The 12,663-nt window shown below is 30.4% G+C and carries 11 protein-coding genes; 10 read left to right on the top strand and 1 reads right to left on the bottom strand.

The features are described 5' to 3' along the window. Positions 1-12: 12 nt before the first annotated feature. From KPL54_RS07625 to KPL54_RS07650, 6 genes are all read left to right on the top strand, one after another. Positions 13-720 (top strand): lysophospholipid acyltransferase family protein, encoded by a 708-nt coding sequence (locus KPL54_RS07625; protein ID WP_216105999.1) that lies wholly within the window; start codon positions 13-15, stop codon positions 718-720. A gap of 23 nt (positions 721-743) precedes the next feature. After that, complete coding sequence (gene nth / locus KPL54_RS07630; protein WP_216106034.1) at positions 744-1,379, top strand: endonuclease III; 636 nt, start codon at positions 744-746, stop codon at positions 1,377-1,379. 352 nt (positions 1,380-1,731) lie between these two features. Further along, on the top strand, positions 1,732-2,322 hold the full coding sequence (locus KPL54_RS07635) for a DUF1836 domain-containing protein (protein WP_216106000.1): 591 nt from the start codon (positions 1,732-1,734) through the stop codon (positions 2,320-2,322). Positions 2,323-2,352: 30 nt separating this feature from the next. Beyond that, on the top strand, positions 2,353-3,579 hold the full coding sequence (gene pepT / locus KPL54_RS07640; RefSeq protein ID WP_216106001.1) for a peptidase T: 1,227 nt from the start codon (positions 2,353-2,355) through the stop codon (positions 3,577-3,579). A 190-nt stretch (positions 3,580-3,769) separates the two neighbouring features. Continuing rightward, positions 3,770-5,110: a S1C family serine protease gene (locus tag KPL54_RS07645; protein ID WP_216106002.1), complete on the top strand. Its 1,341-nt coding sequence runs from the start codon at positions 3,770-3,772 to the stop codon at positions 5,108-5,110. 131 nt (positions 5,111-5,241) lie between these two features. Beyond that, positions 5,242-5,433 (top strand): hypothetical protein, encoded by a 192-nt coding sequence (locus tag KPL54_RS07650; RefSeq protein WP_071611118.1) that lies wholly within the window; start codon positions 5,242-5,244, stop codon positions 5,431-5,433. A 117-nt stretch (positions 5,434-5,550) separates the two neighbouring features. Here KPL54_RS07650 and KPL54_RS07655 read toward each other — a convergent pair whose 3' ends face one another. Then, positions 5,551-7,542 carry a fructose-1,6-bisphosphatase gene (locus KPL54_RS07655; RefSeq protein WP_216106003.1) on the bottom strand — a complete coding sequence of 664 codons (1,992 nt, stop codon included), beginning with the start codon at positions 7,540-7,542 and terminating at the stop codon, positions 5,551-5,553. A 308-nt stretch (positions 7,543-7,850) separates the two neighbouring features. Here KPL54_RS07655 and KPL54_RS07660 point away from each other — a divergent pair, with 308 nt between their 5' ends. From KPL54_RS07660 to KPL54_RS07675, 4 genes are all read left to right on the top strand, one after another. Beyond that, positions 7,851-8,867, top strand: a complete 1,017-nt coding sequence (locus tag KPL54_RS07660; protein ID WP_216106004.1) for a MarR family winged helix-turn-helix transcriptional regulator — start codon at positions 7,851-7,853, stop codon at positions 8,865-8,867. Positions 8,868-9,129: 262 nt separating this feature from the next. Continuing rightward, positions 9,130-9,699 (top strand): LemA family protein, encoded by a 570-nt coding sequence (locus KPL54_RS07665; RefSeq protein WP_216102742.1) that lies wholly within the window; start codon positions 9,130-9,132, stop codon positions 9,697-9,699. An 88-nt stretch (positions 9,700-9,787) separates the two neighbouring features. Then, positions 9,788-10,585 carry a TPM domain-containing protein gene (locus KPL54_RS07670; protein WP_375372980.1) on the top strand — a complete coding sequence of 266 codons (798 nt, stop codon included), beginning with the start codon at positions 9,788-9,790 and terminating at the stop codon, positions 10,583-10,585. A gap of 296 nt (positions 10,586-10,881) precedes the next feature. Continuing rightward, positions 10,882-12,657 (top strand): proton-conducting transporter transmembrane domain-containing protein, encoded by a 1,776-nt coding sequence (locus KPL54_RS07675; protein WP_268038511.1) that lies wholly within the window; start codon positions 10,882-10,884, stop codon positions 12,655-12,657. The last annotated feature ends 6 nt before the right edge of the window (positions 12,658-12,663 follow it).

Raw genomic sequence — 12,663 nt, forward strand, 5'->3', positions numbered from 1 at the left:
GGTGGAATTTAGATGCTTTCGAAATCTATGTTAGGAATAATAAATATTTTGCCAGATAGGGTTGTATCATTTATAGCAAAATATTTATTAGATTCATATATTAACAAATATGCAAATATTAAAACTCACGGAATGGAGAAAATTAAGGATATAAAGGCGCCCATAATTTTCATATGCAATCATTTAAGTAATGCAGATGGCATAATTATGAACAGGCTATTAAAGGATAATAATGTAACTTTTGTTGCAGGGGTAAAGCTAACGGATAATAGGCTTACTAAGTTAGGTTTTTTTGTAGCGAAAACTATACAAGTACATCCTAATTCACCAGATAAAGACGCTATATCTAAGATAGTAAGTACGCTAAAACAAGGTAATAATATTATGATGTTTCCAGAAGGAACTAGAAGTAGAAGTGGAAAGATGATAGAGGGTAAGAGAGGTCTTATATTAATGGCTAAATTATCAAAGGCGACAATTCTTCCAATGGGTATTTGGGGAACAGAAAAGTTATTACCAATTGATGAAAGTGATATGGCGTTAGAAAAATTTCATCATGCTGATGTAAATATTAGTATTGGTGATTCTATTATGATTCCAAGTAAAGATAAAGATGAAGCTCGCGATGAATACTATGATAGAGTTATGAATGAAATAATGTCGGGTATAGCAGTGCTTCTTCCTGAGCAGTATAGGGGAGTATATTCTCAAAATAAATAGATAAAAATAAGTAGGTGATTTATATAAATAAAAAAACTATTAAAGTAGTTCTTGAAATTCTTAATGAAACATATGCAGGTGTAAAGTGTGGACTTGATTTTACAAATCATTATGAACTTTTAGTATCAACAATATTATCAGCACAATGTACAGATGTAAGGGTTAATGTTGTTGCAAAGAAGCTATATGCAAAATATAATACTCCAGAGGCTATGATTACATTATCAAAAGAAGAACTAGGAGAAAAAATTAAGAGCTGTGGGTTTTATAACAATAAGAGCAAAAACATTTTGGGTGCTACAAAACTTTTATTAGAAAAATATGGAGCCGTAGTGCCTAGTACTATGGAAGAACTAATACAGCTTCCAGGAGTTGGGAGAAAAACTGCCAATGTAGTCCTATCAAATGCATTCGGAATCCCAGCTATTGCTGTAGACACTCATGTTTTTAGAGTTTCGAAAAGAATTGGACTTGCCTCGGGGAAAACTGTTGAAATTGTAGAACAAGAGCTTATGAAAAATATTCCAAGAAAAATGTGGAGTGATGCTCATCATTTTATTATATGGCATGGGCGAGAAATATGTAAGGCTAGGAAACCTAATTGTGAGGTATGTCCTATAGCACCTTATTGCGAATTTTTAAATGGGAAATCTAAGTGATTATTATAATTACAGATAATAATAAGGAGCTTTCTTAATGACATTTCAGAAGGAAAGTCTCCCACTTCTATAAGTGGGAGTTATATACCCTAACAAATAGAAAACTTTAGTGGGAATATAAATCTCCTTCTGAAGTCGTTAATATTTCAGCGACCCAGGAGATGATTTGATATCAGTGAAAGAAGAATAGTTAAGGATACATAAAGAAAGTGTATATTGGTTAAAATGTTTTAAAATCTTTTATCAAAGATTTATGCATTTATGCTAATATGTGCTTTCTTTTTATATAATTATACTGGTAATTATAGATTCAGTGTAATTAATGCTATATAATGAAGGTGAGGTGGAGTGAATGAATTATAATGAGGAAACTTTAAGTAAACTGGTTGAAGAAATTATAGGTGCAAAAGATATTAGTTTAGTAGAAATACCATGTGTGGACTTATATATGGATCAGGTTACAACCTTTTTTAATGAAAAGCTTGGAAGTCTTAAAAGAAATGAAGAGGATAAAATCCTTACAAAAACAATGATTAACAACTACACTAAAGGTAAAGTTTTGATGCCAGCGAAAAATAAAAAATATACTAATGAGCATATTATTTTACTTACACTTATTTATAATTTGAAGCAAACTATATCAATTAGTGATATTAATACTTTATTTGATCCTATTATTGATATAAAAGCCCCACAAAGCATAAGTGTACCATTAGGTGATTTATATAATGATTTTTTAGATATTAAAGAGGTACAAAATAAAGAGTTTGCACGAGATATAGATAAAGATGCTAAATTTATAAAAGAAAAAATTAAAGAAATGGGAAAAGAAGGCGGAGAGTTATTAGAATTAATATTAATGATCCTGTTGCTTACCAATAAAGCAAATATGCAAAAGAGAATGGCAGAAAAATTGATTGATAATTTTTTAAAAAAAGAATAATAAATCATTAAAAAATAGGGAGATGGCAATATGTCAAAAGTTGTAGAAAATTTTCTGAAATATATAAGTTATGATACTAAATCTGATGAGGAATCAATAACTGTTCCAAGTACAATTGGACAAATGGTACTTGCTAAAGAATTAGTTATGCAGTTAAAAGAAATGGGACTAAAGGAAGCAAGCGTAGATGATAATGGTTACGTAATGGCAACTATTGAATCTAATGTAGAAAAAATAGTACCGACTATAGGATTTATAGCTCATATGGATACTGCACCAGATATCTCTGGTAAAGACGTTAAGCCTAAATTTGTTTACAATTATGATGGAGAAGATATTATATTAAATAAAGAAAAGAATATAGTATTATCTCCAAAGGATTTCCCGGAATTAAAGAATTACATAGGGAAAACTATTATTACAACAGATGGAACAACACTTCTAGGGGCTGATGATAAAGCGGGAATTGCAGAGATAATGGCAGCAACAGAGTATTTAATGCAGAATCCTAATATTAAGCATGGTAAAATTCGTATTGGATTTACACCAGATGAAGAAGTTGGTCGTGGTGCGGATATTTTTGATGTGAAAAAATTTGGTGCAGACTTTGCATATACAATGGACGGTGGACTTATTGGTGAGCTAGAGTACGAAAACTTTAATGCTGCAGGAGTAAAAATTTCTATTCACGGAAGAAACGTTCATCCAGGCAGCGCAAAGGGAAAAATGATTCATTCATCGCTTATTGCAAATGAGTTTATAAACTCAATGCCACAAAACGAGACTCCAGCAACTACAGAAGGGTATGAGGGATTCTATCACTTGATTAGTATTAATGGTGAGGTTGAGGAAACAAAACTTCAATATATCATAAGAGATTTTGATAGTGAAAATTTTGAAAATAGGAAGATATTTATTAAAAATATAGCTGATAAATTAAATGACAAATACAGTAGCGCATCAGTTGAATTAGAAATTAAGGATCAATATTTTAACATGAAGGAAAAAATAGAGCCAGTTAAGCATATAGTAGATACAGCGTTTTTGGCCTTGAAGGAAGTGGGGGTAAATCCTATAATGCAACCTATTAGAGGTGGAACAGATGGCGCCAGGCTTTCATTTATGGGACTACCTACACCTAATATATTTGCTGGTGGACATAATTTTCATGGCAAATATGAATTTATACCTACATTTGCTATGGAAAAGGCTGTTGATGTAATATTAAAAATAGTTGAGTTGTATGCTAGCAAATAATATGAGTGAATATCGATTAGTTAAAAGTTTGTTCACAAGTTTGTCACCAAATTGCAATATAGATGTTTTAAAATATAATTAAAGATAAAACATGATCTGGTCTATAAAAAGATATAAATAAGTCATATTTTATATGATAATAATAGTTAATAGCTGATTTACCCTGGAAAATAAATAAGGAGGGAAAAGTATGAATGATGATTTAAATAATAATGAAATAAGTAAAACAAATGAAGCAAATGAAACAAATGAAATAAGTAAAACAAATGATAATATAATCGATAGTGAAAGTAATAATAAAGATCTTACAATGGAAATGCAAGTGCCTAGTGAAGATTATAAAGAAAAAGAAAGCAAAGAGACTTCACCTATACTAGAAAATAGTAATTACAGTTCTATAAATGATAACAAAGTTAAAAAAAACAAAGGTGGTATGAGAAAAAGAATAGTGGCCTACATAATAGTAGGTGTAATATGTTCTACACTTGGAGGCGTCGGATCAGCCATTGTAACAATGAATATAATGAAAGACACAAATATTGCGGCTACACCTAAAGCATCTGATACAAAAGTTGCTAGCACCGCAAAAGCAAAACTTATAGCTAGTACTAGTACAGATATTTTAACTGTACCTCAAATTGTGAAAAAAGTTAGCTCTTCTGTAGTTGCAATTTCTACCAAGACCACTGCTGTAAGTAGCGATCTAAGCGGGCAGACTGCCCAGCAAGAAGGTGTAGGTACTGGGGTAATTTTCAATAAAGATGGATATATTTTGACTAATTATCATGTTGTAAGTGGAGCGCAAAATGTAAAAGTTACACTTAGTGATGGAAAAGAAGTTTCTGCAAAAGTAATAAATTATGATGCTGCATCTGACGTGGCCGTAATTAAGTTAGCTGATAATACAAAAGTACCTGGTGTAGCTGAATTTGGAGATTCAGATAAGATTGAAGTAGGAGAATCAGTAGTTGCAATAGGAAACCCTTTAGGAAAAGAATTTTTGGGATCTGTAACTACAGGCGTCGTAAGTGCACTTAATAGGCAAGTAAGTATTGAAAATAAAAACCTTAAATTTATTCAAACAGATGCTGCTATTAATGCGGGCAATAGCGGTGGACCACTTGTAAATTCTAAGGGCCAAGTTATAGGGATAAATACTGCAAAAATAGGTGAAACAGGGGTAGAAGGATTAGGGTTTTCAATACCTATCAATGCAATAACTCCTAAAATAGAGAATTTAATTAAACCAATTCTTAACATAGGAATTTCTTGTAGAGATGTTACTTCAGCAATGGCAAAAGAATATAATTCATCAGTAGGAGTATTAATTTTACAAGTTAAGGAGTTCAGTGCAGCAGAAAAAGGTGGAATAACACCTGGAGATGTAATCGTGAAATTTGATGGTAAAAACATTAAAACTGTTGCAGAAATAAATAAGATTAAAGCTACACATAAAGCAGGTGATGTAGTTAAAACAGAAATAGTTAGAGACGGAAAGACAATAAAAGTAAATATAACACTTTCTGTATAAATTAAATGTATGTAATAAAGGAGGGTAAGAATTCTATAATTCTTACTCTCCTTTATTTATTAATATATTTCGAATTTAAAATACATAAAAAATATCTTTAGTGGGAAAATACTTCTGAAGGAGTGATGAAAATGGAAATGAATACTAGAGACACTATTATGAAAAAGTTATTAGATGCACAAGAAGATACTAGGGATTATCAATCATTTGCAAGAGAAGTATCTGAAGAGACAGTTAGTAATACATTTAAGGAATTTGCAGAGCAATCTGCAATGCAGGCTCATAAACTACAAGAATTGTTAAGTGTATATGATGAGAAGTAGATATAGGTTAATCATAACCAATATTATGTAACATAGTCTTGTATATTAAAGGATTTAAGGTCACTGGTATGTTGGTGCCAAGTGAACTTAAATCCTTTTAAAACAGTTTTTATAAGATTAGCGTTGTTCTTTAATAAACCCCTTTCTATAGGCTGTAAGAAGCGACTCTAAATTTTTAATTTGATCTTTAATATCAAGTCCTATATCAGTATCTACCACACGTATACGATTTGTAGATTTTTCTAGAACAATAGTAGAGGATAGAATATCCTTTCCTTCGTCAATTGCTTTTTGGGTAGATTCAAATGGTGCATGGGAGGCTAAGAGCAGTCCATAGGAGTTATAAATAAGAGTATATCCAGCTATTCCTGTTTCTGGCTGATATGCTTTAGAAAAACCACCGTCAATAACTAATAATTTGCCATTGGCTTTTATAGGACTCTCACCTTGTTTAGTCTTTACCGGAACATGGCCATTTATAATGTGTGAATCGTTAGTGTTTAATCCAAATTCAGATAATATGTTATTGCAAGTGGTTTCGTCATCCCTATATTTATAATATGAATTCTTAACTTCTTTATGAGTACTCTTATCATCTATAAAATATCGTTCAAAAGTAGTCATTTTATCTTTACCGAAAAGTGGAGAATTTGAACCGCACCACAAATACCATATGGTATCTAGTGCATAAAGTTTAGATTCCAAACTTTCTTTACCAAAATAGGCTTCTCTTGCTAAACGCTCAGTTCTATCTATATAGGACTTTCCACTGTAAATAGTGTCATCTATTTTCATTTTTTTAAAACTACCATCCTCGCTTAGTGAAATGCATCCATGATAAAGCAAATTTGAGTTGTACTTTAAGTACATACTACCTTTAGAGTATAAAAAACGTATATGCTGTTGGAGTTTCTCACTATTTAAGAAAGAAGATCTAAGTTTATCAATAAGTTGTCTTTCATCCTCGTTTAATTTATAAGGATCACTCGGGTCTATAGTTGGGAAATTAAGATCATTTAGGACATATTCTTTTCCATCGATATTGATGGTACCCTTTTCATAATCTATCTTATCAAGAAGTAATCTGGAATTCATTTCATAATGAGGATGCCTCTTTATTATCGCAGCTTCAAGTTTAAATTGAATTATAGTTATAGCTTTATGCATTTTTGATATTAAATTAAGGTCTTTATCTGCATAATTATTTTCTGGAAAAACTTTGGGTTTAAATGCTGTGCATGGGTCATCATTATAAAAATCTTGAGCGAAAGTTGCTAGTGGTAATAAGTTAATACCATAACCTTCTTCAATTGTATCTAAATTTGCATATCTTGTTGAAATCCTAAGAACAGTAGCAATAGAACTTTCACAGCCAGATGCAGCTCCCATCCAAAGTATGTCATGGTTACCCCATTGTATATCAATAGAGTGGTAGTTTATTAGTGTATCTAAGATTATATGTGCTCCGGGACCTCTATCATAAATATCTCCTAGAATATGAAGCCTGTCTATAGTAAGCCTTTGAATTAAATTTGAAATGGCAACTATAAATTCCTTAGCTCTCCCAATTTTAATTATGGTTTGAATGATACCATTGTAATATTCTTGTTTATTAAATGTACTTTGTTGTTCATGAAGTAATTCTTCAATAATATATGAAAAATCTGGCGGTAGTGCTTTCCGGACTTTAGATATAGTATATTTAGATGAGATGGTTCTACAAATCTTAATTAGTTTATGAAAAGTTATTTTGTACCAATCGTCTATATCATCCTCTTCTCTAAGTGCTATATCTAACTTTTGTTCTGGATAATATATAATGGTAGCGAGTTCTTTTTTTTCGCTATCTCTAAGTGAGTTACCAAAAATGTCGTTAATCTTTCTTTTGATTACGCCGGAAGCATTCCTAAGAACATGAGAAAATGATTCGTATTCACCATGAATATCTGTAAGAAAATGCTCAGTTCCTTTAGGTAGATTTAAGATAGCTTGTAGATTTATGATTTCGGTGCAAGCATCTGGAATTGTAGGATACTTGCTAGCTAGTAGCTTAAGATATCTCAAATCTTCTTCTATAGTTTCAATTGGTGTCTCACTAGAAAATATCATTTTTGAATCTCCTTTATAATTGCATAAATTTTATTGATGTAGCTATTTAATATAAGACTACAATTAATAGTATAATACATTATTATGAGGCATTGTATTATAAAAACAAAATATTATTTACTATGTTATATTTTATGCGTAGATTAGTTTGAATATAAATATATTTTATAACTAATTAATACATCTAGAATTAGGCGAAAATCATTTTGTTGATTTGATATAATATTTTTGATACAATGTTTTATGGTGCTAAGGTACATGTAAATTATAATTTATATAAATGCAAGCAGCATATAAGGGGAAATTCTATGAAGCAAAATGATTATTTGCTAAGCATACATTCGTTATATAATCTAGCAAGATATGCTTTCTTAAAAATTGAATCTAATTACGCAAGGACTGTTGAGATTTCAGGTATAACTTTGCCACAGCTTCGAGTTTTATGGATTGTTAAAGTGTTTCCAGGAATCTCGCTTAGTAACATTGCAAGGATTGGTTGTTGGAGTACACCTACAGTTAGCAATATTATTAAAATTCTAATGAATAAAAAGTTAATATTTAAAGAAGAGACAATTAACAGAAAGCTATATAAACTCCAATTAACGGATTTGGGTAATTGGTATATTAATGTGAATAAACAAGGTAAGGAGAACAAGATTTACCTTTTTGATTTAATAGGTTTATTTTCAGGTGAAGAATTAGATTTTATTATAGATATTTTTACGAAAATTATAATAAAAGAAAAAAAAGAATTTATTTTTGATTATATTGATAAGATAAATGAACTCAATTTAAAAATTGATGCATCGGATTTTGATATTAAAACAATTGGTATTATAAGAAAAACAATTGCTTTATATAATTTGCTAAGGATATTTATTCTAACAATCAAAAGCAATCATAGTGAACCACTAAAGGAGTTTAATGTAACATATGCCCAACTTAGAGCTTTGTGGATAATTGCAGCATTCCCAGGTGTTACATCGCGTGAATTAAGTGAAATTAGCTTTTGGTCGCCATCTACTGTTCATGTAATAGTAAAAAATTTATATAGTAAATCCTTCATTCGTAAAGAAAAAGCTTTAATTAAAAATGCCCATTATTTAGATATATCAAAAAAAGGTGGGGATTTGATAATAGATGATTATAATAAAAATCAAAAGACCTTATTAATATTTAAAGAGTTGGAAGGAATAAGTTACGGAGATATTTTAAAATTAAATGTTCTTTTACTACGGATGAATAATAAACTATGTAATTATAAAACAGAAGAATATATAAAAAAAACTATTGTTATAATTAAAAGTAGATCGTTTGAAGAGTAGCGATATAACTCATACTTTGTACAATATAGTCTAGAATCCTTATATTTAATTATAGGGATTTTTTTACGTGATGATTTAATATGATAATAAAATATTTTTTTATATAATACATAATTTCAGATAATAAACAGCAAATTAGTATAGTAGTATGATTAAATTCATAGAATATGATATAAGAATAAGTTTGATTTAACAGTTATATGGTTAATGATTATTATATTAAAAAATTCAGTACAATACAAAATAAAAAGGTGGTAGAGAAATGAGTAAAAAAGTAAGAACAATTGCAATTGTTGTGGCGATATTTCTTGTAATAATAATGCCTATTATTGGAGGTTACAATAAGATAGTAAGCTTAGAACAAAGGGTAACTGTAACAGAGGGAAATATAGATACACAACTACAAAGAAGATCTGATTTAATTCCTAATTTAGTAGAAACAGTTAAAGGTTATGCTTCTCAGGAAAAAGATATTTTTATCAAAGTTGCTGAGGCTAGGGCAAAACTTGCAGGTGCTACAAATGTAACAGATAAAGCTAAGGCAGATAGTGAACTTGGGAGTGCAGTTTCAAGGCTTTTAGTAATAGTTGAGAAATACCCAGATTTAAAATCTAGTGCTAATTTTAAGGATTTAACAGTAGCGCTCGAAGGCAGCGAAAATAGAATAGGTACTGCAAGGCAGGACTATAACACAAGTGTTGGAGAGTACAACACCACAATAAAACATTTCCCTAACAATATCATTTCAGGGATATTTGGGTTTGATAAAAAGCCACTTTATAAAGCTAGTGAATCGGCTAAAGTGGTACCTAAAGTTAATTTTACTAAATAGGAGCTAAAATATGAAAGATTATATAATAAAATTTATTAGAAAAAGTTGTGATTTTTCATGGGGTATATCAACAAAAACAAAGATGAAAATGAGGATTTTATTTGTAGGTATTCTTTTTCTAAGTCAAATAATGGCTATGAATATAGTAAATGCACAAACCAAAAAAATATACCCAGTTGCATCACAGTTAAAATATGTTAATGATTATGCTAAAGTGTTAGATAGTGAATCAACACAATATATTTTATCAGTTGGCAAGGAACTAGAAGGTAAAACAGGAGCTCAGGCTACTGTTGTGGTTATAGATTCACTAAAAGATGTACCTATAGAAACTTATGCTACAGGTATTTTTAGAGAATGGGGTATTGGTCAAAAGGGTAAAAATAATGGACTGCTAATTTTATTATCAGTAAAAGAAAAGCAGTGGAGAGTAGAGGTAGGTACAGGACTAGAAGGTGCTGTTACTGATATATACTCCTCAAGGGTTATGAATGACTATGCGGTTCCAAAATTTAAACAAGGTTTATATGGAGAGGGACTTCGTGCATCATATTCGCTTATTTGTGATAGTGTAGCTAAAGAATACAATGTAAAACTAGATAAGAATATTAATGTTCCAAAACAAGTTCAAACACAAAATATTCCTAGAAAGGGTAATGGTATAGTGTTAATAGGATTTATTGTGTTAATTTTTCTCGACTTTATTCTTAATCGAGGAAGAGTAACAAGGTTTATGGTAACACTGCTATTTTGGAGCTCTATTGGTAGGCGTGGAGGAGGAAATGGTGGTGGATTTGGAGGCTCTGGAGGCGGTGGTTTCGGGGGTGGCTCTGGAGGTTTTGGAGGTGGTTCATCAAGTGGTGGAGGTTCCTCGGGCGGATATTAATATTGTAGCGACCCAGGAGATGATTTAATCGTGTAAGTATAATAAAAAATCGCACTTTAAGATTATTAAAGCTATAAGTTTAAAGTGTGATTTTCCTTTTCTTAATTAATAGGCTAGAAAAGTCACATTTGAAATGATATTTTGAAAAGAAAATAGAAAAATTTAGGAGTATTAACCAATACATAACACGAACAATCAATTAAATATAGTTGTTAACATTCGAAAAATAAGGTATAATTAAGTGTCACATTCCAACATTCGAATGTTAACTAAATTTAGCTAGGAGTTGATAACAAGTGTTACCATTAATTAATTTTCAAAAGGACTGGCTTTCAACATACTTTGTATTTATTATAATATTAATATTTATACCAGTAGCAATTTATACTAAGGGCTACATAATGGAATATAAAAAACATTACTCGGTAAACTATATGCTATTTTTAATAATATTATTCGTAGCATCAATGATAGGCGTTGTAGTTTCTAATAATGCTATAAGTTTTCTTGTTTTTTGGGAAATGATGTCTATATCGTCGTTTTTCTTAGTAGTTTATGAGTATATGCATAAGGAAAATCTGAAAGCAGGAATATTTTATTTTGTTATGACACACATAAGTGGATTATTCTTAATGATAATGTTTGCTTTCTTGTATAAATACAGTGGTAGTTTTGATTTTAATGAGATTCTTAAGGTTTCTGCGAATTTTCAGGCGAAACAAAAGTACATTATATTCATACTTGCATTATTGGGATTCGGAGCAAAAATGGGTATAGTTCCACTTCATGCATGGCTTCCAAAGGCCCATCCAACAGCGCCATCTAATGTTTCAGCCTTGATGTCAGGGGTAATGCTTAAAGTTGCTTTATATGGTTTTATAAGGGTAATATTTATTTTCCTTAGAGTGACGCCCTTAAAGTGTGGAGTGATAGTACTTATAATTGGAACTATTACCGCTATCTTTTCAATTTTAAATGCTTTATTGCAAAGTAACATAAAAAAATTATTAGCATATTCTAGTGCAGAAAATGTGGGACTAATTTTTGCTGCCCTTGGGATGTCTATGATACTTATAAATTATAATTTAAAAGTATTAGCTTCACTAGCACTGACTGCAGCTTTACTTCACTGCTTAAACCATGCAATTTTTAAAAGCCTTTTGTTCCTAAATGCAGGAAGTGTTTTGTACGCAACTGGTACTAAAAATATGAATGAACTTGGTGGACTACACCGTGAAATGAAGTTTACAGCAATCTGTACATTTATCGCAACCTGTGCAATCTCAGCAGTACCACCTTTTAATGGCTTTGCAAGTGAGATACTTATTCTTAGAAGTTTCATTGAATCGATAACTAAGGTAAGCAATATATGGGTTATAATATTGATTTTTTGTTGCGGTGTTATCATAGCAATAACAAGCGGAGCGGCTTTTTATGCTACTGCAAAATCTTTTGGAATCACTTTTCTTGGAAAACCAAGAACTAAAAAAGCGCAGCATGTTAAAAACATTCCGATATCAATGAATATTGGGCAAGGGTTACTTGCTTTGCTTACTATAGTTACGGGTATATTTTCACCATATATAATAAATGAAATATCGTATTTTACTAACGATTTACTAGATATTAAGGTAAAAGGACCTGGATTTAAAAATGAAACAGAGATAATAGTATTTACTTTAATATTAATTAGTATCACATTTATTGTATATATGTTTAATAAAATAAATTCATTAAACAAAAAGCAAGAAATTAATGATACCTGGGCATGTGGTTACACAAGTGATAAACCTTATATACAGTACACCGGTAGCGGATTTGTTCAGCCTGCCGCAAAAACATTTGGACCTATTGCAAATTATAACAAAAAAGTTAGTTATAAACAAAAGATTCATATAAGTCAAACTACTAGTGATGTAGTAGAGAATTATTTTTACAAAACAAGTTTAAAAGCAGTCAATTACTTAACAACAAAAATATTAAAGATTAATTATGGAAAAATTCAATTGCATATTTTATATATATTCATATCAGTAATAATTGCACTTGTTTTAGTCTTAAAATTTGTGTAAGGAGGT

It is taken from the genome of Clostridium estertheticum, from assembly GCF_018861295.1.
GTDB lineage: Bacteria > Bacillota > Clostridia > Clostridiales > Clostridiaceae > Clostridium_AD > Clostridium_AD estertheticum_D.

Coding starts and splice junctions, on each gene's coding strand:
- KPL54_RS07670 (WP_375372980.1), top strand. CDS start 9,788: ATGAGGATTTTATTTGTAGGTATTCTTTTTCTAAGTCAAATAATGGCT.
- KPL54_RS07650 (WP_071611118.1), top strand. CDS start 5,242: ATGGAAATGAATACTAGAGACACTATTATGAAAAAGTTATTAGATGCA.
- pepT (WP_216106001.1), top strand. CDS start 2,353: ATGTCAAAAGTTGTAGAAAATTTTCTGAAATATATAAGTTATGATACT.
- KPL54_RS07635 (WP_216106000.1), top strand. CDS start 1,732: ATGAATTATAATGAGGAAACTTTAAGTAAACTGGTTGAAGAAATTATA.
- KPL54_RS07645 (WP_216106002.1), top strand. CDS start 3,770: ATGAATGATGATTTAAATAATAATGAAATAAGTAAAACAAATGAAGCA.
- KPL54_RS07655 (WP_216106003.1), bottom strand. CDS start 7,542: ATGATATTTTCTAGTGAGACACCAATTGAAACTATAGAAGAAGATTTG.
- KPL54_RS07625 (WP_216105999.1), top strand. CDS start 13: ATGCTTTCGAAATCTATGTTAGGAATAATAAATATTTTGCCAGATAGG.
- KPL54_RS07660 (WP_216106004.1), top strand. CDS start 7,851: ATGAAGCAAAATGATTATTTGCTAAGCATACATTCGTTATATAATCTA.
- KPL54_RS07665 (WP_216102742.1), top strand. CDS start 9,130: ATGAGTAAAAAAGTAAGAACAATTGCAATTGTTGTGGCGATATTTCTT.